This window comes from Agrobacterium sp. 33MFTa1.1, from assembly GCF_004328495.1.
Taxonomy (GTDB): domain Bacteria; phylum Pseudomonadota; class Alphaproteobacteria; order Rhizobiales; family Rhizobiaceae; genus Agrobacterium; species Agrobacterium pusense.
Genome location: NZ_CP036359.1, coordinates 1,823,239 through 1,846,131 on the forward strand (window position 1 = coordinate 1,823,239; position 22,893 = coordinate 1,846,131).

Annotated in this window: 16 protein-coding genes and 11 pseudogenes; 13 read left to right on the top strand and 14 right to left on the bottom strand. The window is 57.1% G+C overall.

The window, feature by feature from the left end:
• Nucleotides 1-28: 28 nt before the first annotated feature.
• The 6 genes and pseudogenes from EYD00_RS22105 to tnpC (EYD00_RS22125) all read left to right on the top strand — a co-directional run bounded on the left by EYD00_RS22105 (nucleotide 29) and on the right by tnpC (EYD00_RS22125) (nucleotide 6,478).
• Nucleotides 29-2,110 carry a glycosyltransferase family 9 protein gene (locus EYD00_RS22105; protein WP_034495590.1) on the top strand — a complete coding sequence of 694 codons (2,082 nt, stop codon included), beginning with the start codon at nucleotides 29-31 and terminating at the stop codon, nucleotides 2,108-2,110.
• 54 nt (nucleotides 2,111-2,164) lie between these two features.
• Complete coding sequence (locus tag EYD00_RS22110; RefSeq protein WP_131258919.1) at nucleotides 2,165-3,277, top strand: glycosyltransferase family 9 protein; 1,113 nt, start codon at nucleotides 2,165-2,167, stop codon at nucleotides 3,275-3,277.
• A 299-nt stretch (nucleotides 3,278-3,576) separates the two neighbouring features.
• Nucleotides 3,577-3,693: pseudogene (locus EYD00_RS26010) on the top strand (transposase); the annotation flags it as partial.
• A gap of 332 nt (nucleotides 3,694-4,025) precedes the next feature.
• The gene (tnpA, locus tag EYD00_RS22115; protein ID WP_081859328.1) at nucleotides 4,026-4,433 is read left to right on the top strand and encodes an IS66-like element accessory protein TnpA; all 408 of its coding nucleotides are present in this window, start codon (nucleotides 4,026-4,028) and stop codon (nucleotides 4,431-4,433) included.
• On the top strand, nucleotides 4,430-4,777 hold the full coding sequence (gene tnpB / locus EYD00_RS22120) for an IS66 family insertion sequence element accessory protein TnpB (RefSeq protein WP_034495582.1): 348 nt from the start codon (nucleotides 4,430-4,432) through the stop codon (nucleotides 4,775-4,777). The genes tnpA (EYD00_RS22115) and tnpB (EYD00_RS22120) overlap by 4 nt, the downstream gene beginning before the upstream one ends.
• Nucleotides 4,778-4,822: 45 nt before the next feature.
• Nucleotides 4,823-6,478, top strand: a complete 1,656-nt coding sequence (gene tnpC / locus EYD00_RS22125; protein ID WP_034498053.1) for an IS66 family transposase — start codon at nucleotides 4,823-4,825, stop codon at nucleotides 6,476-6,478.
• On the opposite strand, the gene EYD00_RS22130 is transcribed toward tnpC (EYD00_RS22125), so the two are convergent.
• The 3 genes and pseudogenes from EYD00_RS22130 to EYD00_RS22140 all read right to left on the bottom strand — a co-directional run.
• Nucleotides 6,466-7,485 (bottom strand): IS110 family RNA-guided transposase, encoded by a 1,020-nt coding sequence (locus EYD00_RS22130; RefSeq protein WP_034498051.1) that lies wholly within the window; start codon nucleotides 7,483-7,485, stop codon nucleotides 6,466-6,468. The genes tnpC (EYD00_RS22125) and EYD00_RS22130 overlap by 13 nt on opposite strands.
• A gap of 104 nt (nucleotides 7,486-7,589) precedes the next feature.
• Nucleotides 7,590-7,862 carry a hypothetical protein gene (locus EYD00_RS22135; RefSeq protein ID WP_034498049.1) on the bottom strand — a complete coding sequence of 91 codons (273 nt, stop codon included), beginning with the start codon at nucleotides 7,860-7,862 and terminating at the stop codon, nucleotides 7,590-7,592.
• A gap of 56 nt (nucleotides 7,863-7,918) precedes the next feature.
• Nucleotides 7,919-8,173 (bottom strand): annotated as a pseudogene (locus EYD00_RS22140) (transposase domain-containing protein); the annotation flags it as partial.
• A gap of 256 nt (nucleotides 8,174-8,429) precedes the next feature.
• On the opposite strand from EYD00_RS22140, the pseudogene EYD00_RS22145 reads away from it, so the two are divergent.
• Nucleotides 8,430-9,610: pseudogene (locus EYD00_RS22145) on the top strand (IS110 family RNA-guided transposase); the annotation flags it as partial.
• Nucleotides 9,611-9,619: 9 nt separating this feature from the next.
• On the opposite strand, the pseudogene tnpC (EYD00_RS22150) reads toward EYD00_RS22145, so the two are convergent.
• The 8 genes and pseudogenes from tnpC (EYD00_RS22150) to EYD00_RS22185 all read right to left on the bottom strand — a co-directional run.
• Nucleotides 9,620-10,984, bottom strand: a pseudogene (tnpC, locus tag EYD00_RS22150) (IS66 family transposase); the annotation flags it as partial.
• Between the two features lie 69 nt (nucleotides 10,985-11,053).
• Entirely contained in the window at nucleotides 11,054-11,407 is a 354-nt protein-coding gene (gene tnpB, locus EYD00_RS22155; protein ID WP_034498040.1) for an IS66 family insertion sequence element accessory protein TnpB, read from the bottom strand.
• Nucleotides 11,404-11,793, bottom strand: a complete 390-nt coding sequence (gene tnpA / locus EYD00_RS22160) for an IS66-like element accessory protein TnpA (RefSeq protein WP_034498037.1) — start codon at nucleotides 11,791-11,793, stop codon at nucleotides 11,404-11,406. The genes tnpB (EYD00_RS22155) and tnpA (EYD00_RS22160) overlap by 4 nt, the downstream gene beginning before the upstream one ends.
• 222 nt (nucleotides 11,794-12,015) lie before the next feature.
• Nucleotides 12,016-13,634: pseudogene (gene tnpC / locus EYD00_RS22165) on the bottom strand (IS66 family transposase).
• A 75-nt stretch (nucleotides 13,635-13,709) separates the two neighbouring features.
• A complete protein-coding gene (gene tnpB / locus EYD00_RS22170; RefSeq protein ID WP_034498035.1) occupies nucleotides 13,710-14,054 on the bottom strand; it encodes an IS66 family insertion sequence element accessory protein TnpB in 345 nt (114 codons plus the stop codon).
• Nucleotides 14,051-14,434 carry a transposase gene (locus EYD00_RS22175; protein WP_034498033.1) on the bottom strand — a complete coding sequence of 128 codons (384 nt, stop codon included), beginning with the start codon at nucleotides 14,432-14,434 and terminating at the stop codon, nucleotides 14,051-14,053. Before EYD00_RS22175 ends, tnpB (EYD00_RS22170) begins: the two co-directional genes overlap by 4 nt.
• A 76-nt stretch (nucleotides 14,435-14,510) precedes the next feature.
• Nucleotides 14,511-15,065 (bottom strand): annotated as a pseudogene (locus tag EYD00_RS22180) (ATP-binding protein); the annotation flags it as partial.
• Nucleotides 15,055-15,675 (bottom strand): annotated as a pseudogene (locus EYD00_RS22185) (Mu transposase domain-containing protein); the annotation flags it as partial. The pseudogenes EYD00_RS22180 and EYD00_RS22185, both read right to left, overlap by 11 nt.
• Nucleotides 15,676-15,781: 106 nt before the next feature.
• Between EYD00_RS22185 and EYD00_RS22190 the strand changes: the two are divergent.
• Nucleotides 15,782-16,204: a helix-turn-helix domain-containing protein gene (locus EYD00_RS22190; protein ID WP_034498031.1), complete on the top strand. Its 423-nt coding sequence runs from the start codon at nucleotides 15,782-15,784 to the stop codon at nucleotides 16,202-16,204.
• Nucleotides 16,205-16,377: 173 nt separating this feature from the next.
• Here the strand turns inward: EYD00_RS22190 and istB are convergent, their stop codons facing one another.
• Both istB and istA (EYD00_RS22200) read right to left on the bottom strand, forming a co-directional pair.
• Nucleotides 16,378-17,271 (bottom strand): IS21-like element ISRel5 family helper ATPase IstB, encoded by an 894-nt coding sequence (gene istB, locus EYD00_RS22195; RefSeq protein ID WP_034498029.1) that lies wholly within the window; start codon nucleotides 17,269-17,271, stop codon nucleotides 16,378-16,380.
• The gene (gene istA, locus EYD00_RS22200; protein ID WP_034498027.1) at nucleotides 17,268-18,773 is read right to left on the bottom strand and encodes an IS21 family transposase; all 1,506 of its coding nucleotides are present in this window, start codon (nucleotides 18,771-18,773) and stop codon (nucleotides 17,268-17,270) included. Before istA (EYD00_RS22200) ends, istB begins: the two co-directional genes overlap by 4 nt.
• 181 nt (nucleotides 18,774-18,954) lie before the next feature.
• Between istA (EYD00_RS22200) and EYD00_RS22205 the strand changes: the two are divergent.
• Nucleotides 18,955-19,524 (top strand): annotated as a pseudogene (locus tag EYD00_RS22205) (IS3 family transposase); the annotation flags it as partial.
• A 32-nt stretch (nucleotides 19,525-19,556) separates the two neighbouring features.
• A complete protein-coding gene (locus EYD00_RS26385) occupies nucleotides 19,557-19,700 on the top strand; it encodes a hypothetical protein (protein ID WP_353619145.1) in 144 nt (47 codons plus the stop codon).
• 127 nt (nucleotides 19,701-19,827) lie between these two features.
• Here EYD00_RS26385 and istA (EYD00_RS22210) read toward each other — a convergent pair.
• Nucleotides 19,828-20,760: pseudogene (gene istA / locus EYD00_RS22210) on the bottom strand (IS21 family transposase); the annotation flags it as partial.
• 207 nt (nucleotides 20,761-20,967) lie between these two features.
• Here istA (EYD00_RS22210) and EYD00_RS22215 point away from each other — a divergent pair.
• The 3 genes and pseudogenes from EYD00_RS22215 to EYD00_RS26450 all read left to right on the top strand — a co-directional run.
• Nucleotides 20,968-22,140, top strand: coding sequence for an acyltransferase family protein (locus tag EYD00_RS22215; RefSeq protein WP_193604423.1), 1,173 nt, complete (start codon nucleotides 20,968-20,970; stop codon nucleotides 22,138-22,140).
• Nucleotides 22,141-22,386: 246 nt separating this feature from the next.
• Nucleotides 22,387-22,686 (top strand): annotated as a pseudogene (locus EYD00_RS26445) (transposase); the annotation flags it as partial.
• A gap of 71 nt (nucleotides 22,687-22,757) precedes the next feature.
• A pseudogene (locus EYD00_RS26450) lies at nucleotides 22,758-22,882 on the top strand (transposase); the annotation flags it as partial.
• Nucleotides 22,883-22,893 lie beyond the last annotated feature (11 nt).

A 22,893-nucleotide genomic window follows, 5' to 3' on the forward strand; every position in this document is an offset into this window, starting at 1 on the left:
TGAAGTCTTCGCACGGGAAAACCAAGGCATGAAAGAAGGCGTTTCCTATGAAGCTTTCGAGGCCTATCTGTCGCAGCAGCGTTGTCCCGATTATAGCGGCCCAGCGACATATAAGGTGCTTTTCTGTGCGCTCACCGATGAGTTGAAAGAGTCGCGTGTCGCCGCGCTGTTTGGTTCGTGGTCAGAAAGCGAAATTGATTGGATAACGGCTCAAGGCTGGACAGCGGACGCCGGCGAGAATCCTGATATTTTGGCAGAACGCCCAGATGACGGCAAAAGTTCGACCGCCAATCTGGTGATTTGCCGACTGATGGATGCGCCACTTGATTCAAAGATTGCGTTTCAGATTGTTTCTAAAGCACGTGGTCGCCTTTCTGCCGGGGGCGTCCTTATTTTGGAAATAAAGCGGTCGAACGGTGATGTTGCTGCGTCGCACGTGCGGAATTTTCCCTTTTCCGAAATTGTCCCCGAATTCATCGTGGCTGAAGCCGGACGGTATTTAGGTTTTTCTTCAATCGAGACACGTTACTTTTCAACCGGCCTAGTTGGAGAGTCCGACATGAGCTTTGTAGCTGCGGTTATTTTGCAGAAGTCATATGCTGACGGAAACAATCCCATCTCGGTTGTCGGGCGGGCAATCAATTCAATGAACGGATATACTGATTTAAGAGCTGCAACCCACTCTCAAGAGACCGAAGTGCTTCACCGCGAAGAATTACTGTCTGCAATACGCGACTGGCGCAGTCAGTCGAAGATGAGCGCGGATGTAATTGCGGAACTATCGAGCGCTGCATTAGAAGCAGGAAGTGTTTCCCATCGCCTCTCAAAAGCAGAGCGCCGTATACGACGATTGACTTGGCAGACCGCGATATTCCTGCCTCTGACTTACCCGCTATCTTTGGTGATATCGGGAGCCGCCGGATTGGTGGCGCGGATCAAGGATAAAAGACGCAAAGGTCGCTTTGAACCAAAAAAAAAACTCCCATCTGACCAACGAGAAATCTATGACCGGCAGATAGTAACATCGTCGCCGCTTGCTGGGTATTTTGCCGGCAATTCGGAACCTAAAATACTTATCGTGAAACTGGATCATATAGGCGATTTCATTTTGTCTTTGCCTGCCATTAGGGTCCTAAAGGACGCGTGGCCGCACGGGCATTTTACGATTGTCTGTTCACCGACCAACTCTGGTTTGGCCAAAGCGTGTGGTTACTTCGATGAAGTGAGAGAGTATAATTTTTTTGCGCAGCTTTCGCAGGACGTGAAAAAAGCTGACATGTCTAAATTCTCTAGGATCAGGGATGTTGTTGGTGAGGTTTACGACATCGCGATCGATCTTAGGCATGACCAAGATACGCGACCAACATTGGCTTTTGTTGATGCAAAGATTAAGGCGGGGTATCAGACGCACGGGAAGCACTTTGTTCCACTCGATGTCTCGCTTCCTCCTATTCCCGAACGTTCCGGCCTTCACAAAAGCCCTCATAATATCCGCAGGCTAATGTTGCTTTGCAGCCACGTTGTAAACTCAGTGAAGCCGTTGATGTTCGATGCGGGAAGTGCTTTGGTGTTGGCTGGGCGTGAGGCGCCTCTGCCGAACGGAGAAAAATATGCAATTTTAGCACCTGGTGGTGGCACGCTGGCCAAGAAGTGGCCAGCTGAAAGATTCGCCGAACTGGCTGTTCGAATAGCCCAGCATCATGATCTAAAAATTGTCGTCTTGGGCGGCGCCCAGGAAAAAGAATATGGTGAAGCGGTATCGAGAGCGCTTCCCGCAGGACAGGTATTTGACCTGACAGGAAGTCTTCCTCTTGTCGACATGGCGAAAGTCTCAGCGGGTGCAACGATATTTGTTGGGAGCGATACGGGTGCGACGCAGCTAGCGGCTCTTTTAGGCACCCCTACCGTTGCAGTGTTTAGCGGCGTCGCAGATGTGAACCTGTGGCAACCAGTCGGCATGAGAGTGGAAGTCGTGAGGCGACCAATTCCTTGTTCCCCGTGTTATATCGCGAAATTAGAGAATTGCGTGCAAGGTCATGCGTGTATGAACGACATTCAGGTGGATCACGTCTACAAGTCGGTAGAGAGCTTGATCTCTACAACTGAGTGAAGCCACCTCAGGTTGATTCAGCCGTAAATATCTTGAAAAAGTAGAGAGTGTGTGGTGGCAGTTTTCAAAGCAATCGAAAAAAAGCTGAGACATGCGTATAAACGACGCAAACTCGCATCGTCCGGTATCGTTGAAAATGACGGCGGAGCCATACTGGTAACAGGTGGCTTAGGCGACCTCATTGTGATCGCGCGGTTCATGCGCGATCTCCTGGGGCATTTGGGCGGTGGATCCTTTTCGATTTTTTACAGTTCGCCAATGGTGGCGGATATGGTTTTCAAAAGTGTGCCGGGATTTTCCGGTGCGTATCCGTCGCACTTTTTCAAATATGCGAAAGATGTCTATCTTTACGGGCTGAAGATTAATCAATTTATATATGTCGAGAAATGGCCGGGTCATCGTGCGATGACACTTGCTGATACAAAAATATATGAGCTTGTGAGAATACTTGAGGCTTATGAGAAGAAGATGGAGCCGCTTCATGTTGTGCGTATGCATCATCCGTTTCTTGATGGCACTTTAGGCAGATATGCGGCGATCAAAGGCCGCTCGCGGAACGACTTTCTCCATTACGCAGCCGATATTCCATATGGGGGCGATACATTATCTCTCAGTGGCGATGACACGATTCTAGCCCGACATGATCTCGTCCCCGGTAGATACATAACGATTCACAATGGATATGATGAGGCGATGCAAGGCTTGCCCGGCCAGCGGGCCACCAAGGCCTATCCGGGATGGGGCGATGTGGTTTCCTATTTGCCGGAAAAGTTTGGCGAGGACTTGAAGGTTGTTCAATTAGGTACAGAGAAGACCAGTGCGCCTATTGCCGGTGTAGATGTCAACTTGATTGGAAAGACTTCGTTAAAGCAGGCGCTGGGACTTCTCGCGAATACCGCATTTCATCTGGATAATGAAGGAGGATTTGTACATGCTGCGGCTGCGTTTGGGAAGAAAAGCTGCGTCGTCTTCGGGCCGACATCGGTAGATTATTTTGGTTATCGATCAAACTTGAATTTCTCTCCTCTCCAATGCGGTGATTGTTGGTGGAGCGAAAAGACTTGGATGATGGCGTGTCCAAGAGGTGACACTTTGCCGGCTTGCATGTCGGCCTATGATCCTCGGGTCCTAGCTGAGGAGATTTATCGCTGGTGGACGGCCATGTAGATAACAATCTTGGTAGTAGGCGCGGGGTCTACCCTACTGCCAGGCTGAATCCCAGGCCGCTCAGCTAAGCCACGGGCATAATTTTGATTTCCTGATTTCATCGACAAAAATAAGGTTACCGGACGTAGCGAAATGGACGTAGTATCCTGCTTTTGTCATAAGACGAAAAATTTCGTCTTTTTCACCACCAGCCCCGGTGATCTGAACTGACGTGCTCCTGACGTGCCCCCGTTAATTTAGGCCATTTAGAACTGGAATTTTCCACTTATGATCCCTGGTGGGAAGAAGAGGAGAATTCGATGAAGGCCTCGAAGTTTTCGGAAGCGCAGATCGCATTCGTATTGAAGCAGGCGGATCATGCAACGCCGATAGGCGGGGTCTGCCGCAAGGCAGGGGTTTCGGACGCGACGTTTTACATCTATGGACTGTTCCCCCGTTGCAAGCTTGATGTTGAAGCGGTTTGACACGGGTCGATTGCAAACATCTATACGGCGTCATCATTTTCGAAGCGCCCAAATGGGGTATCCGCGCACATACGCCTCAACAAATGGGAGACCTTGTCGGCCATTATAAAAGACAGGTTCCGTATGTGCCGGTCCGACCGTTCATTCCATTTCAACCTTCAGCCTGCAATTCGCATGCCTGCTCCTAAGGATTGGCTCGGTATTCGGTAAGCCCACGGTGAAGGCCGTCTTGCGACAGAGGGCTTCTGACTGCCAGTCCTAGTGGTAACACCAGGAGTAGTCATATGACGAAGCATCCAATTGAGGTGATCACGTCTGTGGAGCGCCGTCGGCGTTGGTCACGCGAAGATAAAGAGCGGCTCGTCGCTGCGTGCTTTGAGCCAGACGCGGTCATCTCCGAGATTGCCCGCGCGGCCGGCATCCATGTCAGCCAGTTGTTCCGTTGGCGCAAAGAGCTTTGCCGGATCGAAGAGCCAAGGGCTGATACGGCGACTTTGGTGCCGGTGATCGTGTCCGAGGCCGCTTCGACAGTCTCTCCCGTTCAACCGGAATCGCCCACCACATCCCATCCTCGTCGGAAGCGTAGCGATGTGACAATCGAGCTTGGACGGGGTCGGCGCGTGCGCGTGGATAGCGACATCGATACGGATGCCCTTGGCCGGATTCTCGATTGCGTATTGGGTCTGCGATGATCCCGGTTCCTGTTGGCGTGAAGGTCTGGCTGGCCACGGGCTATACGGACATGCGCAAGGGCTTCCCCGGTCTGTCGTTGATGGTGCAGGAGGCGCTGAAGCGTGACCCGATGTGTGGACACCTGTTCGTATTCCGCGGCCGCGGCGGTGGCCTGATCAAGGTGATCTGGCATGACGGCCAGGGCGCTTGCCTGTTCACGAAGAAGCTGGAGCGTGGCCGCTTCATCTGGCCATCAGCGGCCGATGGCACGGTGGTGATCACACCTGCGCAGCTCGGTTATCTGCTGGAAGGTATCGACTGGCGGATGCCGCAAAAGACCTGGCGGCCGACGTCGGCCGGATAAGCAAAAACACTGGAATGACAGGCTCGAATATGATTCCATCCTGCCATGAGCAATACGACTGAAGAGCTTCCGGACGACCTTGCCAGTGCCCTTGCACTGCTGGCCCAGGAACGCGCCCGGCGTGTTGCAGCCGAGGCAGAAGCAGCGACCGCTAAGGCGGAAGCCGCCAGCGCAAAGGCACTCGTATCGCATTCCGAAGCGCTGATCGCACGGCTGAAGCTGGAGATCGACAAGGTTCGTCGCGAACTCTACGGCAGCCGGTCCGAGCGCAAGGCGCGGCTCCTGGAGCAGATGGAACTGCAGCTCGAGGAGTTGGAAGCAGACGCGGGTGAAGATGAATTGGTCGCGGAAATCGCTGCCAAAGCTTCAACCGTCAAAGCCTTCGAGCGCAGGCGTCCGTCGCGTAAGCCCTTTCCTGAACACCTGCCGCGCGTGCGCGTCGTTATCGCGGCTCCCGCCAATTGCGCCTGCTGCGGATCGGCCAAGTTGTCGAAGCTTGGCGAGGACATCACCGAGACCCTGGAGGTCATCCCGCGTCAGTGGAAGGTTATCCAGACGGTGCGGGAGAAGTTTACCTGCCGCGCGTGTGAGAAGATCACGCAGCCACCGGCACCCTTCCATGTGACGCCCCGCGGTTTTGCAGGACCGAACCTGCTAGCGATCATCCTGTTTGAGAAGTTTGCCCAGCACCAGCCGCTCAACCGCCAGAGCGAGCGCTATGCCCGCGAAGGTGTCGACCTCAGCTTATCGACGCTGGCCGACCAGGTCGGAGCATGCGCCGCGGCGTTGAAGCCCATTCACTCCCTTATTGAAGCGCATGTCCTTACCGCCGAGCGACTGCACGGCGACGACACGACCGTGCCAATCCTGGCGAAGGGGAAGACCGATACGGGCCGCATCTGGACCTATGTCCGGGACGATCGGCCGCTTGGAGGGCTCTCACCACCGGCCGCCCTTTATTATGCCTCGCGAGATCGACGGCAGGAGCATCCGGAGCGCCACCTGAAGACCTTCACCGGCATTCTGCAGGCCGACGCTTATGGCGGCTACAATCCACTGTTCAAGGTCGATCGCGATCCCGAACCGCTGCGCCAAGCACTCTGTTGGGCACACTCGCGGCGCAAGTTCTTCGTGCTCGCCGACATTGCCGCAAACGCCAAGCGTGGAAGGAACGCCGTGCCGATCTCGCCCATGGCGCTGGAAGCCGTCAAACGGATCGACGGCCTGTTCGATATTGAGCGCGAGATCAACGGGCTTGACGCCGATCAACGCCTGGAGCGTCGCCGGAAAGACAGTCTGCCACTCGTCGCTGATCTACAGGTCTGGCTTCAAACCGAGCGGGCAAAGCTCTCACGCAGTTCTCCGGTGGCGGAGGCGATCGACTACATGCTCAAGCGCTGGGATGGCTTCACGTCATTCCTGCAGGACGGCCGGATTTGCCTGACGAATAATGCGGCAGAGCGAGCGCTCAGAGGCTTTGCGCTCGGCAGAAAATCCTGGCTCTTCGCCGGATCAGACCGCGGTGCAGATCGTGCGGCCTTCATGGCCACACTGATTATGACGGCAAAGCTCAACGACATCGATCCGCAGGTGTGGCTGGCCGACGTTCTTGCCCGCATCGCTGACACGCCGATTACCAGGCTGGAGCAGTTGCTTCCGTGGAATTGGACGCCGCCGACCGTCAACGCTCAAGCGGCCTGACCTGCGGCCTTCACCGGAGGCTTACGGTATTCGCCACCGTGCTGAAGCAAGGCCCAGATCACCCTTGCATTCTTATTGGCGACTGCAACCGCTGCGCGGTTGTAACCACGCCTTTCCCTAAGCTCGTTGACCCATTCGCTGGCAGGGTCAGATTTTCGTTGCGCCGTTCGCACCACTGACCTTCCGCCGTGGACCAGAAGTGTTCGCAGATGCTGACTACCTCGCTTGCTGATGCCAAGCAGTACGCGTCGATCGCCGCTGGAATGCTGCCGCGGCACCAAGCCCATCCAGGCGGCCAGATGTCGGCCATTCTTAAAGTCTGCTCCATCACCGACAGCCGCGACAACTGCCGTCGCAGTCTTCGGGCCGACGCCACGTATCTTGGCGATACGCTGGCAAACATCGCTCTCGCGGAAGACGGCTTCGATCTGCTTGTCGAAGTATCTGATCTTTTCGTTGAGCTGCAAAAGGAAGGCATGGAGTGTGCCGATGATATCGCGCGTCAGCTCGGTGATGTCGATCCTTGGATTGTTGATGATCTCTGGTATCGTGCGCTGGGCGATCGAAGCCGACTTTGCGATCGCTACACCACGCTCGAGAAGCAAGCCTCGCATCTGCGAGATTAGGGCGACACGATGATTGACCAATCTCTGTCGAGCACGGTGGAGGCCCTGGATGTCCTGCTGGATGATCGATTTCTTCGGCACGAAGCGCATGTGTGGCTGTTGAACGGCAATGCATATCGCCTGGGCATCGTTGCCGTCATTTTTCTGGCCCTTCAAGAACGGCTTCACATACTGTGGCGCGATAATCTTCACAGTGTGCCCCTGAGCCTCAAAATGCCGCTGCCAGTGAAAGGCACCCGTGCAAGCTTCGATGCCGATCAGGCAAGGTGGCATAGCCTCGGTCACCTGCAGCAGTTGATCGCGCATCACGCGCCGTCTCAGGGCAACCTGACCATCGGCGCCCACGCCATGAAGCTGGAACAGCTGTTGGTTTCCGCGCAGAAGTGAGCCGGTTTTTCCACCGAGAAGTGAGCCACCTCTAAGTATGGTTTTGTAATCAGGCTTTGGTCAATGGATTGTAAGCGCCGTTTTGAGAGCACGTCGGTTTACGCTTGGCGGAATGGAATGACGTTGTTTCCGCGCATGAACGCAAGGGCACCCTCTGTCTCAATGGCTTTCACCGCTACGTCCCGTGCCTCTGCGTCGGATCGGAATTGCTCGTCCCAGACGTGACTTGTGTTGTTGTGGTCGACCACCTCAAGCGTCCATGTCGTATCGGTTTCCAGTCGGAAGATGTCGATGGAGAACGGATAGCCATCAACGACGATCCTCTTACTTTTGCCAGAAGTCACCAGATTGGGTTCGTCGTCTTCGATCATTTCGCAAGTCCAGCTTCTGTATCACGACGACGAGTATGCCGGTGGAGCTGAGCCCGTCAAGTGGCTGGCTTGATGGTCCTTTTGAACACCCACGGCAACAATTCATCGATCCGGCTCTGCCTGTGACCATTCACGATGGCGGCGAGTGTGCTGGTCAAGTAGGCTAACGGATCGACCGAATTGAGCTTACAGGTCTCGATGAGCGATGCGATGGCCGCCCAGTTCTCGGCTCCTGCGTCATGGCCTGCGAAGAGTGCGTTCTTGCGATTTAAGGCTATCGGCCGGATGGTTCGCTCGACGGTGTTGTTATCGGGCATGTTGCCATCGGCGTCCCACGAACGCTCGGCGGATTCTATCCTGTCATGTTAGAATTGTCGTGTCGGGACAGGGGCGTCGGAGTGCGAAGAAGCGGGCAGGCCGAATTGACTTTGAGCTGCGAGCTCGCGTTGTTATCTGGCCGCCCCTGCGACTATCCCGTCTGCGCTGCGAGCGCGTATCCGTAGATGTCGTACAGCCCGCGCACTCCCCCATCAACAACATGGAGGATTTGGAATGCGGTCGATCGGAATGGATGTGCATCGAAGTTTTGCGCAGGTCGCGGTTCTTGACCGGGGCAAGGTCACCGAAGAATTCCGGGTGGAACTGGATTACGACGCTGTGGTGGCCTTTGGACAGAAGCTTCGAAAGGATGACGAAGTCATACTGGAAGCGACCGGGAACACCTCGGCCATCGTAAGATTGCTGACGCCGTTCGTGGCCAAGGTTGTGATCGCGAACCCGCTTCAGGTGAAGGCCATCGCCCACGCGCGCGTGAAGACCGACAAAGTCGACGCGCGGATTCTGGCGCAACTTCATGCCGCCGGCTTCTTGCCAGAGGTCTGGGCGGCGGATGATGATACCCTGAACCTGCGTCGTCTCGTGTCGGAGCGCGCGGCGCTCGTGCGATCAGTGCGACGAGTGAAGAGCCGGGTGCAGGCCGTTCTCCACGCCAATCTCGTGCCGAAATACTCGGGACATCTGTTCGGAAAAGACGGCAGAGACTGGCTCTCGACGGCCCCGTTGCCCAAGGCAGAGCGTGACCTCCTTGCCCGCCATCTCGATGAACTGGACTGGCTGAAGGGCAAGCTTGAAAAGCTGGATGGTTCCATGGCTCGAATTGCGCTTGACGATAGTCGCACGCGCAAGCTGATGACGATCGCCGGAATAAATTCTGTGGTCGCCACGGCGGTGATAGCTGCCATTGGCGACATCTCTCGGTTCCCGACGCCCGATCGGCTTGCGAGCTACTTCGGCTTGACCCCGCGGGTGCGCCAGTCCGGGGATCGCGGCGCAATCCATGCCGCATCTCGAAACAGGGAAACGCGATTGCCAGAACGATGCTGATTGAAGCTGCCTGGTCGGCCGCGTCGGTTCCGGGGCCGCTGCGTGCCTTCTTTCTCCGGATCAAGGACCGCAAAGGCCTCAACGTCGCTGCGGTCGCCACGGCGCGCAAGATCGCAAATCTGATCTGGCAGTTGCTGACCAAGGAGGCTCCCTACAGATGGGCTCGGCCCGCCTTTGTCGCCATGAAGATGCGCAAGCTTGAACTTCGTGCTGGCGCTCCCAGAGCACATGGGCCCGCTGGTCCCGCCCGCGATTACTGGATCAAGGAAATCCGACATCGAGAGATGGAGCTCGTTGCACAGGCGGAGGCAGCCTACGCGGCAATGGTCGAAGCCTGGAGAGATCGGCCAGCTAAACCACAAAAAAAATTGAGAAAGGGGCTGTTCAACAACATCCGTGTCGATCTCGATGCGACCGTCGGTCAGGAAGAGTTGGAGACCATCCCAGTACTTGGTGATGTAGGCCAAGGCTTCGCCGAGCGGGGACTTTGCCGCGATACGGACGCGGTTATGCGTGAGCCAAACCTGCATGTCGGCGACAAGCGGTGTAGACCGTTCCTGCCGCCCAGCAAGACGAGCCTCCGGATCAAGGCCGCGTAATTCGGCTTCGATCCGGTACAGATCGCCAATCCGTCTGACGCCGTCCTCGGCAATGGGTGCTGTTCCGTTACGGGTGATCTCCACCAGCTTGCGACGAGCATGTGCCCAACAATAGGCAAGCCGAATGTCCGGGCCAACGCGCTCTGGTGCGATCAGCCTGTTGTATCCGGCATAGCCGTCGACCTGCAGGATGCCGGAGAAGCCCTGCAATATCCGTTCGGCATGAATGCCTCCGCGACCGGTCGCGTAGGTGAAGGCAACACCTGGCGGATCACCGCCGCCCCATGGGCGATCATCCCGTGCCAACGCCCAGAAGTATCCGGTCTTGGTCTTACGCGAGCCAGGATCGAGAACCGGGGCACGGGTCTCGTCCATGAACAGCTTGGTCGAGCGCATCAGGTCGGCAATCAGTGCATTGAAGACTGGACGCAGCTCATAGGCTGCTCGCCCGACCCAGTCGGCAAGTGTGGACCGGTCGAGATCGACGCCCTGTCGGCTCATGATCTGAGCCTGCCGATACAGCGGAAGATGATCGGCATATTTAGAGACCAGAACATGGGCGACGGTCGCCTCCGTCGGCAGCCCTGCCTGGATCAACCGTGCCGGAGCCGGGGCCTGAACGACACCATCAGTGCAGGAACGGCATGCATATTTGGGACGACGTGTGACGATGACGCGGAACTGCGCAGGGACCACATCCAGACGCTCGGAGACATCCTCGCCGATGCGATGCAGGCAACCGCCGCAGGCGCAGATCAGGCTTTTTGGCTCGATCACCTCTTCAACACGGGGAAGATGTTTTGGAAGGGAGCCGCGATTGATCGCCCGTGGCTTGGTGGCTCTGTTGCCAGCAGGAGCGTCCGCCTCGTCCTGGGCATGGATCGCGGCCATCGCCGTCTCCAGATCCTTCAGCGCTAGGTCGAATTGCTCGGGATCGGTCTTCTCGGATTTGGGTCCGAAGGCTGCCTGCTTGAAGGCCGCGACGAGCTTCTCAAGCCGTTCGATCCGCTCATCCTTGCGGGCGATATGCTCGTCCTTACTTGCTATCACGACGTCCTTGGCCGTCTTGCGTGCCTGGGCTGCGATCAGCATCGCCTTCAGCGCAGCAACATCATCGGGAAGATCAGCGGTGTCCAGCATGACTGGAACTTACCAAATTCTGTACCGATTTGCCCTCGGAATCTATTGTGCTGAGTCATCGTGTCGCAGCTATTCGATGGTCTCCGGCGTTCTCGTCCTGACGGCATGAACCCGCCGCCAATCAAGGCCCGCAAACAGGGCTTCGAACTGGGCGTGGGTCAGCGTCATCAGCCCATCCTTGATGCCCGGCCAGGTAAAGCTGTGCTCTTCCAGCCGTTTGTAGGCCATGACGATACCGGAGCCATCCCAGTAGATCAGCTTCAGCCGATCCGCCTTGCGGGACCGGAACACGAAGACCGCTCCTGTGAACGGGTCCTTGTGCAGTTCGTTCTTCACCAGTGCCGCCAATCCGTCATGCCCCTTGCGGAAGTCTACGGGTTTGGTCGCCACCATGATCCGCACGCGGTTCGAGGGGAAGATCATGTCGCTGCCGCCAGGGCCCGAGCGATGGCAGCGATCCTGGCAGCAGACGCGCCTTCCTCAAGACGGATCGCCACTGGACCGACGATAATCTCGGCGCGCGTGGCGGTCTTGACACTCAGCGGCTCCGGCGGGGGTGTCTCAACGACCATAGCCGCGAATTCGACGGCGTCTTCCGGCTCAGGCAAAACCAGCTTGCCATCTCGTGCCAGCGTTCGCCAGGCCGACAGGTGATTGGCCTTCAGCCCATGGCGGGCCGCGACCTCATTCACCGTCACACCCGGCCGCAAACTTTCCGACACGATCCGTGCCTTGACCTCATTCGGCCATTGGCGGTGAGCATCACGTCGGCTCCGCCGCGTCGTGAGAACCTCCAACGTAGTCTCCATGGAGAAACTCCTTATCGCTCGTCCATGAAAACTCGATCACAGATCAGGCGACAGCGGGCAACGTGGGGGTGGGACAGCGGTTACAATGGATTGTCCTTTTCTCCTCTCTTCTGTAGCCGATGTTCTGCCCCCACATTGGCAGCCGCCGCTTGATCTGTGATCGAGGTTTCCATGGATGAAGGACGGGAGTTTCTCCATGGAGACTACATTGGAGGTAAGCGGTTAGCCGAGGGCGTGGGGCTTGAAGTTCCAGGGCATAAGCGCCTCGATTTCAGAGCAGGCCAGCCTGGAGCAATGCGGGTCAATGTCTGTGAGAGCCAGTCGAGCGGATCGACGTTGTTCATCTTGACTGTCTGCAAGAGGGTGGCCAGAGTCGCCCACGTGCGTCCACCGCCTTCGCTGCCGGCGAATAGACTGTTCTTTCCCGTAATTGTTTGGGGCCTGATAGCGCGCTCGACGATATTGGAGTCAATTTCGATGCGTCCGTCCGTCAGGAAGCGCTCCAGTGCTTCGCGCCGGGTGAGCGCGTAACGGATCGCTTCGGCGGTCTTGGACTTGCCAGAGACCTTGCCCAGCTCTTTTTCCCAAAGATGAAAGAGGCGGGTGACGATGGTTGCTGATTTTTCCTGACGCAGCACGGAACGGCTGTCGGCATTGCGACCGCGGACCTCATCCTCGATGCGCCAGAGCTCGGTCATCGCGATGATCGTGTCCGTTGCAGCCTTCGAGACGCCGCTAATGTGAAGGTCGTAAAACTTGCGGCGTAGATGCGCCCAGCAGCCTGCGAGCTGGACCGTTTCATTGCTGCCGTCTTTGGCACGCGTCTTGGCGAGACTGGTATAGGCCGAGTAGCCGTCGACTTGCAGGATGCCGCTGAATCCGGCGAGATGACGCGCCACGCAATTAGCGCCCCTGCTGTCCTCAAAACGATAGGCCACCATCGGCGGACTGGTTCCGCCATAGGGTCTATCATCGCGAGCGTAAGCCCAAAGCCAGGCCTTCGTCGTTTTCCCGGACCCAGGGGCAAGAGTGGGTAAGGTGGTTTCGTCAGCGAAGATCCTTTCGCCCTCCTTGACGCGCTCAAGGATGTAATCGGCGCAGATCTGCAGTTCGAAGCCCAGATGTCCCACCCACTGGGCCATCAACGATCGGCTGATCTCGACACCGTCGCGTAGATAGATTGCCTCCTGCCGGTAAAGCGGAAGGCCGTCGGCGTATTTGGAGACGGCGATATAGGCGAGCAGCCGCTCCGTCGGCAGGCCGCTTTCGATGATGTGCGCCGGTGCCAAAGCCTGGAGCACGCCATCGTGGCCGCGGAAGGTGTATTTGGGGCGGCGCGTCACGACGACCCGGAACTTCGGCGGCACGACATCCAGCCGTTCGGAGCGATCCTCACCGATCAGGACCTTTTCCAAGCCCACGTATTCAGCAGGGATCTCTGGCTCGATCACTTCCTCGATGCGTTCGAGATGAGCGGCAAAACCCTTGCGTGGACGTGCTGCCCGTTTCGGCTTGTCCTTGGCCGCATGATCAAGCTCGCTCTGGATTGCCGAAAGGCCAGTCTCGACTTCTTCGAAGGCAAAGGACACCTGTTCGTCGTTGACGCCAAGCCGCAGTCGCTCGGAACGGGTGCCATGTTGGGTGCGCTGCAGAACCTTCAGGATCGATGTGAGGTTGGCAATCCGCTCGTTGGCGCTCTTCTCCACCGCCTCCAGCCGGGCGATCTCAGCTTCAGCGGCCTTCAGTCGGGCTTCTTTTGCAGCCTGCTCGCGCGCCATCGCGAGGACCATCGCTTTCAGCGCGTCAACGTCGTCCGGCAGGTCTTGAGGGGGCAAATCCATGGCAATGAGTAGAGCACAAAAACAGCCGTTTTCCCAACCATTACAGCGGCATGATTCATCTTGTCGCAGGCGCTGTTAGCCCGTCAACAAGGGTCGCCTGACCTTCGTCGGGCGGATCTTTTTCCAATCCATTCCGGCCAGCAACGCCATCAGCTGAGAATGGTCCAGACGTATCCGTGCCGCCGAGATACTCGGCCAGCAGAAGCCCTGATCTTCCAGGGTTTTCGAATAGAGGCAGACGCCACTGCCATCCCACCAGACAATGCGAATACGATCGGCCCGTTTCGACCGGAAGGCGTAAAGCGCGCCATTGAATGGGTCGAGTCCCCCATCCCGCACCAGCGCCATCAAGGACGCAGCCCCCTTGCGGAAGTCGACCGGCTGGCACGACACATAGACCACCACACCCGAGGCGATCATGCCTTGCGTACCGCCTGCAGAACCTTCACCAGGTGATCAGGATCAAAATTACCGCCGACGCGCACCACCATATCGGCAATGGCAATATCGATCGAGCCGCTGCTTATCGTTTCAACGCGCGCGAACTTCTGCTTGCCCGTTCCCTCAGTCAGGGGTGCAACAACGCCCGATGACAGTGCGGTGCGTCGCCATCCATAAAGCTGTGACGGATCTAAGCCTTCCGACCGGGCGACCGCCGAGACGTTCGCCCCAGGCTGCAGCGCCATTGCCAGGATTCGCGCCTTTTCGTCGTCCGACCACTCACGCGGCTTGCGTCGTCTTCGCACCGGCTCCGCAGTCAAAACCTCAAAGGTTCGAGGGTGATTCACACTGTCGCTCATAGGATTCTCCGCATGATTCACGCAGAAAATCGCCGATCAGCAGTCCGAAAGATACGTGGGGTGGCCTACGCGCTTACAGTGCACCACCTGAGGCACTGAATGGAAGGTATCCCAACTCGTCAAGGATCAGCAGATCAAGGCGAACCAGCGTCTCAGCGATCTGGCCTGCCTTTCCTTTGGCCTTCTCCTGCTCGAGCGCATTGACCAATTCGATGGTCGAGAAGAAGCGGACCTTTCGGCGGTGATGTTCGATAGCCTGGACGCCGAGAGCGGTCGCGACGTGTGTTTTGCCTGTGCCCGGCCCGCCGACGAGGACAATGTTCTGCGCTCCGTCCATGAACTCGCATCGATGCAGTTGGCGCACCGTCGCCTCGTTGATCTCGCTGGCGGCGAAGTCGTAGCCGGAGATGTCCTTGTAGGCAGGAAAGCGCGCTGCTTTCATATGATAGGCGATGGAGCGGACCTCGCGCTCGGCCACCTCGGCTTTTAGCAACTGGGACAGGATCGGCACGGCCGCATCGAAGGCTGGAGCCCCTTGCTCGGTCAGGTCCGTGACGGCTTGGGCCATGCCGTACATCTTCAGGCTACGCAGCATGATGACGACGGCGGCGCTGGCAGGATCATGACGCATGACGACCTCCCACAATCCGGACTCGCAGGCCAACATAGCGCTCTACGTTTGCCTTGGGTTCACGCAGCAAGGTCAGCGCCTGTGGCGTGTCGATGTCAGGACCGTCAGTCGTCTTACCATCGATCAGACGATGCAGCAGGTTCAGCACATGCGTCTTGGTCGCGACGCCTTGATCCAGAGCCAGCTCCACAGCCCTGATGACAACCTGTTCGTCGTGATGAAGCACCAGAGCGAGAATGTCGGCCATCTCCCGATCACCACCGGGGCGGCGAAGCATCTGGTCTTGCAATTGTCGAAAGCCCAGCGGCAATTCCAGGAAGGGTGCGCCGTTGCGCAAAGCACCGGGCTTGTGCTGGATGACGGCAAGGTAATGCCGCCAGTCATAAATCGTCCGTGGTGGCTTGTCGTGGCTGCGCTCGATCACCCGCGGGTGTTCGCAGAGAATATTGCCCTCGGCTGCAACGACCAGCCGCTCAGGATAAATCCGCAGGCTGACGGGCCGGTTCGCAAATGATGCAGGCACACTGTAACGATTACGCTCGAAGGTGATCAGGCATGTCGGTGAAACGCGCTTGCTTTGCTCGACGAAGCCGTCTGCGGGTTTCGGCAATTCGCGGACAGGGATTCCAGTAAATCCCGGACAGCGATGGAGTGCACCCTCAGGGTGAGACAGGGAAAATCGCGGACAGTTTCCCCACACCGAGAGGAAACCGTGCATGGCCCTACGACAAAGCAACATTGATGAAGACCAAAAGCTCGCGCTTCTTAAGCGCATGCAAGCCGGCGAGAATGTCAGCAAGCTGGCGAACGAGGCCGGCGTTGGCCGCCAACGGCTCTATGAGTGGCGAGATCATCTCAGGCTCTACGGCGATCTGAGTTCACGACGGCGAGGTCGACCCCCGAGAGTGGTGTCAATTGTTGACGGTGCTTCGCCATTGCAGACCGCTATGATCGCGCCTTCCCCTCAAGAACAATCGCTGACCAAGGCTAGACGCAGGGTTAGGGAATTGGAGCAGAAAATCGGCCAGCAGCAATTGGACATCGATTTTTTTCGCGAAGCCTTGCGGCACTTCGAGGAAGCTCGTCGTCGGAGCAGCGCTCCTGGCGGAACGGCGTCTTCCAAGTCATCGAAAAAATGATGGCTGATATGCCGCAGGGCAAACTTAACATCGATAGAATGTGCTGGCTCGCCGGCGTCAGCCGCGCGAGTTATTATCGCCATTGGCTCGATTCCGCCCCTCGTAGGGCCGAGACCGGATTGCTATAGCGCGGCGATCAGGATGAGACGCGGGCGACAATCTTGATGAGATTCTTAGGTCGCGGTCGGCGTCAGATTATCATGCTGATTGTCGCTGACAAGTTCTTCGTCATTTTCTAATTGCCGCTCCGCGACAGACAGCGTTGAGGTCCTGATTGTCGCAAACGAAGCGGGTCGGCCTCGCTGGCGCTTTTCCTCAAGTGCTGCTCTGCGGCGATAGCTTTCGACATTCATCTCGAAGATCGTGGCATGGTGCACGAGCCGGTCGACTGCGGCGAGTGTCATGGCAGGATCGGGAAAGACCCTGTTCCACTCTCCGAACGGCTGATTGGCGGTGATCAGGATCGACCTGTGCTCGTATCGGGCCGAGATCAGTTCGAAGAGCACACTTGTTTCCGCGTGGTCCTTGGTGACGTAGGCGAGGTCATCGAGGATGAGCAGGTCGTATTTGTTGAGTTTGTCGATGGCTGATTCAAGCTGGAGTTCTCGACGGGCAACCTGAAGCTTCTGCACAAGATCGGTGGTTCGGGTGAACAGGACCCGCCATCCGTTCTCAATCAGCGCGAGACCGATGGCAGCAGCAAGATGGCTCTTTCCTCCGCCGGGCGGACCGAACATGAGGATGTTCGCTCCCTTGGCGAGCCAACTGTCGCCGGCGGTAATTGCCATGACCTGGGCCTTCGAGATCATAGGTACAGCGTCAAAGGCGAAGCTGTCCAAGGTCTTTCCAGGCGGCAGGTGCGCTTCGGCGAGATGCCGTTCAATCCTGCGATTTGCACGTTCTGCCAGCTCGTGCTCGGCAATAGCCGACAGGAATCGAGCTGCTAGCCATCCTTCCCGGTCCGCCTGCTCGGCAAATTGCGGCCAAAGCGTTTTAATTGTCGGCAACCGAAGTTCGTTGAGCATGATACCGAGCCGTGCTTCATCGATGGCGTGTGCGTTCTTCATGCGGCTTCTCCCGTCCCGATCAGGGCCTCATAACCGTTAAGCGATGCGAGTTGCACATGAACGGTCGGCAGCTTGGCCGGGTCCGGACCGAAGAGCGCTCGCATGGCAGCCAGGTTGGGTAACTCACCAGCATCGAGTGTCCTGGCCAATTCTTCGGCAAGTTCGCGTTCGCAGCCGCGGTCATGCGCCAGTGCCAGAAGCTCAATGGTGATCTTGCAAGCCTGCTTATCGGGAAGATGTTCGGTCAGGGCCTCGAAGGCCTTGCGATATTCTTCTCGCGGGAAGAGCTTGTCGCGATAAACGAGGCCACGGAGCGCCATCGGCTTTTTACGCAGGGAATGGATGACGTGGTGGTAGTTGACGACCTGGTCGTGTCGCCCGTCAGCGTGGCCACGTCCCCGGCGCAACGTCATCAGATGCGTACCGCCAACGAAGACATCCAGCCGATCGTCGAACAGGCGAACTCGTAACCTGTGGCCGATCAGGCGGGACGGCACGGTGTAGAAGACCTTGCGCAGGGTGAAGCCGCCCGTCCGGGACACAGTGACAACAATCTCCTCGAAGTCCGTGGTCCGGCGCTCAGGCAGCGACTGCAGATGGGACCGCTCTGCATCGATACGCCTGCCATGGGCAGCGTTGCGACGGCTGACGATCTCGTCGACAAAAGCGCGGTAAGAACCGAGATCGTCGAATTCCTTGGTACCCCGCATCAGCAGGGCATCGTGAACAGCGTTTTTGAGATGACCATGCGAGCTTTCGATCGAGCCGCTCTCATGCGCGACACCTTTGTTGTTGCGCGTCGGCGTCATCCGATAATGGGAGCAAAGCTGATCGTAACGGTGTGTGAGATCGACCCTGGCGTCGGCATCGAGGTTGCGGAATGCCGCCGACAGGCTGTCGCTGCGATGATAAAGCGGCGTACCACCCACGGACCACAGGGCATTTTGAAGTCCTTCGGCCAGCGCGACGAAGCTTTCCCCGCCGAGAATGACATGGGCGTGTTCGAAGCCCGACCAGACGAGCCGGAAGTGATAGAACAGGTGATCAAGCGGCTGGCCGGCGATCGTTACACCAAGGCCGCTGGCGTCGGTAAAAGCCGAAAGGCCCAGTCGGCCTGGCTCGTGCGTCTGGCGGAAGATGACCTCCTGCGCTTCGCCATTGACAGCACGCCACGACCGGATGCGTCGTTCAAGCGTACGGCGGATACCTTCAGAGAGTTCTGGATGTCGGCGCAGCATCTCGTTGTAGACGGCGACGGCACGGATGCCAGGGGCGGCCTTCAGCAGCGGGACGACTTCAGTCTCGAAAATCGGCTCGAGGGGATCAGGGCGGCGACGTCCACGCGGCGCTTTGCTCTGAGATGGTAGGTGTACCTTCTTGTCGAGGCGGTATGCCGTGGCTCGGCTGATCGACGCCTTTGCCGCGGCGATCTCTACGGAATGCGTTTGTCGGTACTTCATAAAGAGTCTCATCTGATGATCGGTTAAATGGCGACCCGGCACAAACTGGTTCTCCAATCCAGAAAACCGCAAATGTACCGGACCGACCGCGATCTTGAGACGCCGAAAATCTGCGCCACGCCGGGGTATGACTACGATCGGGCTACGCCCTCACTTCGTCACACCCCGGCGCAAGTCTCATCCTGATTGACGCTGAATCTCACCTTGATTGCCGCTATGCAGATTGCGCGATCTCATTCAAAAGCTGGTTCTGGGCAATGCTCATTATGGATATCGAAGGATCGCTGCGTTGCTGCGGCGGGACGGATGGCAAGTCAATCACAAATGCGTTTTGCGCATTATGCGCGAGGATAATCTGCTGTGTTTGCGCTCTCGTCCATTCGTTCCGAGAACCACCGATTCGAAACATGGATGGAGGGTTGTGCCGAACCTTGCCAAGGGAATGATCCTGAATGGCGTCGACCAGCTCTGGGTTGCCGACATCACGTTCCTGCATCTGGCTGAGGAATTTGCTTTCCTTGCTGTTGTGCTAGACGCATTCAGCCGGAAAGTGGTCGGGTGGTCACTGGACACGCATCTGAGGGCAAGCCTGGCCATCGAGGCGCTCGAGATGGCAATTACTGATCGTCAACCCGAGCTGGGCAGCCTGGTTCACCATTCCGACCGGGGAGTCCAATACGCTTGTGGGGCATACTCGGAGCTTTTGCGTCGTCACGGCATCCAGCCGAGCATGAGCCGCGTCGGAAACCCCTATGATAACGCAAAAGCGGAGAGCTTCATGAAGACCCTTAAGCAGAGGAGGTGCAAGGTCTCGCCTATAGGGACGTGGATGATGCACGCAAGCGGATCGGCGTCTTCATCGACACAGTTTACAACACACAGCGCCTACATTCGGCGCTCGGCTATCTTACTCCCGAGGAATACGAACTGAAGCATTCTTGTCGCACCAACATTGGAAATGCGGCATAGAAGAGGGTGGACTGTCCGCGATTTTCCTTGTCTCACCCTGAGGGTGCACTCCAAGACTGTCCGCGATTTAGTGAAACGACTGTCCGGGATTTACCGGAATCGATGTCCCGTTAATCCGAAATCCGCAGCCGTCAAACATGGTGGGTAATGCCATTAAGGCAGGTTGCTCACCACCCCAAACATCCGCGATCGTGCCTGATAAGGTACCATGCGCGGTGTCCCGCCACAGGTCCTGGCAACGCTGCTCCAGCCAGACGTTCAAAGACGGCAAATCAGGAAAGTCCGGCATCTGTTGCCACAGCCGCGGACGAGAATCCTGGACATTCTTCTCCACTTGGCCCTTCTCCCAGCCCGCGGCGGGATTGCAGAACTCAGGTGCAAAGACGTAGTGGTTCGTCATCGCAAGGAACCGGATGTTGACCTGTCGCTCCCTGCCGCGGCCAACGCGATCGACCGCTGTCTTCATGTTATCGTAGATGCCGCGAGCAGGGACGCCGCCGAACACACGGAAGCCGTGCCAATGGGCGTCAAAAAGCATCTCGTGCGTCTGCAGCAGGTAGGCCCTGACCAGAAACGCGCGACTGTGCGATAGCTTGATATGCGCTACCTGCAGCTTCGTCCGCTCGCCGCCGATGACGGCATAGTCTTCACTCCAATCGAACTGGAATGCTTCGCCTGGGCGGAAAGACAGCGGAACGAATATGCCTCGGCCCGTCGTCTGCTGCTCACGTTGTCGATCCGCCCGCCAATCACGGGCGAAGGCGGCAACCCGGCCATAGGAACCGGTAAAGCCAAGCGCCACCAGATCGGCATGAACCTGCTTCAGTGTTCGCCGCTGCTTCCGCGACTTCCCGTCCTCTGTCTTCAGCCAGGCCGCCAGCTTGTCGGCAAAAGGATCAAGCTTGCTCGGTCGTTCTGGTACAGTGAACGTTGGTTCGATCGTACCTGCGTTCAAATACTTCGCGATCGTGTTCCGCGACAGCCCGGTGCGCCGGCTGATCTCGCGGATCGACTGCTTCTCTCGCAGCGCCATCCGACGGATGATGTTTAAAAGTCCCATGTGGATCACTCCGTTGCCCCCGTCGCTCTCCGCGTTGGGGGGAAGGTTCACATGGCTCAATTCTCAATGGAAACTATCCGCCTAACCGGCTCACTTCTGCGCGGAAACCAACAGTTATCGCTTACATTGCTGTTGACACAGCGGGATATATGGCTCAGTCGAAGACGCTAACGCAAGACACTGTCCGGGAGCATTATGGGAAGTGAATTGAAACGCGAGAAGCGTGGCGAATTGGAGGCCATCCGGGGTCTCGCAGCCTGCTCTGTAGTGGGCGGTCATTTTTTTGGTTGCTTCGCTCAGCCGGATAAGTTGCCCGACATCAGCCGCAGTCTTTATTCCGCACTTACAAACGGCTCGGCGGCTGTTGTAGTGTTTTTCGTCCTTTCCGGCGTTGTACTCCCTCTCTCCTTCTTTCGATCCGGAGGCAAGACAAGCACGATCACGGTGGCTGCGTTAAACCGCTTCCCTCGGCTGATGCTCTTAGTGTTTTTGACCGTGATGGGTTCCTACCTAATCACTGTTTTCGGAGTGAACTATTCCAAGGCTGCGGCACAAATATCCGGCTCAACCTGGCTCGCTACCTACGGCTTCCCGCATCCAACAGAACACTTTGAACCGAGTTTCGGTACCGCTCTCTGGCAAGGGCTCTTCGGAACGCTCTTGGAAAACAGGAGCGAGTTCAACGTGTCTCTTTGGACAATGCATCACGAGCTGTACGGCAGCTTCGTCACTTTTGGTTTGGCTATGGTGTTGTTTAAAGCACCGATGAAAATTATCTGTATCATGACCGCGCTGGCTTTTGTTGTTCTTCAGTTTACCGCTTGGCGCTTGACCCCTTTTGTTGTCGGAACCGCACTTTCAGCGTTCTTCTATCAGCGCCCACAGTTTTCGCTTAAACTCCCCTTGTCCCTTGGCCTAATTGTTTTTGGCTTCCTCTTTTACGGGTTCGTTCCGGCTAACAGTGGTTACTGGCCCACGACATTCATTCCTTGGGGCACGGACGATCAAAAAGGGTGGTTGGTTCACACCCTTGCAGGCGTGAGTTTTATCCTCGGCGTGGCGGGCAACGATCGCGTCAGGAGAGTGATGAATGCGGATTGGTTGGTCGCCTTGGGACGGTACTCGTTTGCCATGTATGCCGTCCACATGTTGATTATGAGTTCTTTGGTGAGCGTAGTGCTGATCCACGTTGCACCACTAGGCAAGCTCCCAGCTCTTATTATCATTACGATCGTGTTCGTATTGTCTCTGGCCGCAGCATCTTATGTGCTAACGAAAATCGACGAGTGGTGGACGAAGTGGACGCGGTCAGCGATCAAGTCCCTTACGGCTACCCAACCGACAGCGCCGGCGCAGTGTCCGAGCGTGCCTTCTTTTTGAGGCGCTTGAGGGCGCGCGAATGCGTCCCCAGCACTCGTTTGTTAGCCAATGGACCAGCGTATTATAATTTTTGCCGAAGTTTTGGAACCGGCTAAGATTTCGATTTCGTATAAAAAAAATCCTAAATCGCGCCGTAGGGTACAGTTATTGCACTCTTTGTAAGCGCCGTCTCCTTCCCATCGGGTCCGCTGCTTTCTGAGCATGATTGGTCATGCGAAAAGACTTCCAGGCGTATCTGGAAGTTGAATTATGGATGATGGATTTGTTGTCGTTATGAGGTCGTTGAACCGCGGCGGGGTAACCGGCGGTGGCCGGATGACGTGAAGGCTCGTATTGTCGCGGAAAGCCTCGAGCCTGGTGCGCGGGTAGTGGATGTCGCTCGCGGTCACGGTGTTGTAGCAAATCAACTTTCCGGTTGGCGACGTCAGGTGGGAGCACCATTCTGGCCCTGCCGTTTGCGACGGCAACGACGCCGTCGTGGCACAATGGTTCCGAGCAGTAGTCGTGCCTCTGGCAATTGCTCCGGGGCCGCCTGAGCCTGGCAATCCTTAGTCGCTATGAATAGCCCCGAGATTTGTAGACGCCTTCTTTCCTAATTTTGAGGCAAGAAGAGCATCATGGGCAAATCGAATTTCAGCGAAGAGTTTAAGCGTGACGCGGTGCGGCAGATCACGGAGCGTGGCTATCCGGTGGCTGAGGTGTCGCAGCGTCTCGGCGTCAGCCAGCATTCGCTTATGAATGGAAGAAGAAGTT

What these genes read in the sequence shown, in the direction of transcription:
- tnpB (WP_034498035.1), bottom strand. Translation starts at nt 14,054, where the DNA reads ATGATCGCCTCGGGTGTGGTGGTCTATGTGTCGTGCCAGCCGGTCGAC.
- EYD00_RS22175 (WP_034498033.1), bottom strand. Translation starts at nt 14,434, where the DNA reads ATGAGCGACAGTGTGAATCACCCTCGAACCTTTGAGGTTTTGACTGCG.
- tnpA (WP_081859328.1), top strand. Translation starts at nt 4,026, where the DNA reads ATGACGAAGCATCCAATTGAGGTGATCACGTCTGTGGAGCGCCGTCGG.
- EYD00_RS22105 (WP_034495590.1), top strand. Translation starts at nt 29, where the DNA reads ATGAAAGAAGGCGTTTCCTATGAAGCTTTCGAGGCCTATCTGTCGCAG.
- tnpB (WP_034498040.1), bottom strand. Translation starts at nt 11,407, where the DNA reads ATGATCTTCCCCTCGAACCGCGTGCGGATCATGGTGGCGACCAAACCC.
- tnpC (WP_034498053.1), top strand. Translation starts at nt 4,823, where the DNA reads ATGAGCAATACGACTGAAGAGCTTCCGGACGACCTTGCCAGTGCCCTT.
- EYD00_RS22190 (WP_034498031.1), top strand. Translation starts at nt 15,782, where the DNA reads ATGGCCCTACGACAAAGCAACATTGATGAAGACCAAAAGCTCGCGCTT.
- istB (WP_034498029.1), bottom strand. Translation starts at nt 17,271, where the DNA reads ATGAAGAACGCACACGCCATCGATGAAGCACGGCTCGGTATCATGCTC.
- EYD00_RS22135 (WP_034498049.1), bottom strand. Translation starts at nt 7,862, where the DNA reads ATGATCGAAGACGACGAACCCAATCTGGTGACTTCTGGCAAAAGTAAG.
- tnpB (WP_034495582.1), top strand. Translation starts at nt 4,430, where the DNA reads ATGATCCCGGTTCCTGTTGGCGTGAAGGTCTGGCTGGCCACGGGCTAT.
- tnpA (WP_034498037.1), bottom strand. Translation starts at nt 11,793, where the DNA reads ATGGAGACTACGTTGGAGGTTCTCACGACGCGGCGGAGCCGACGTGAT.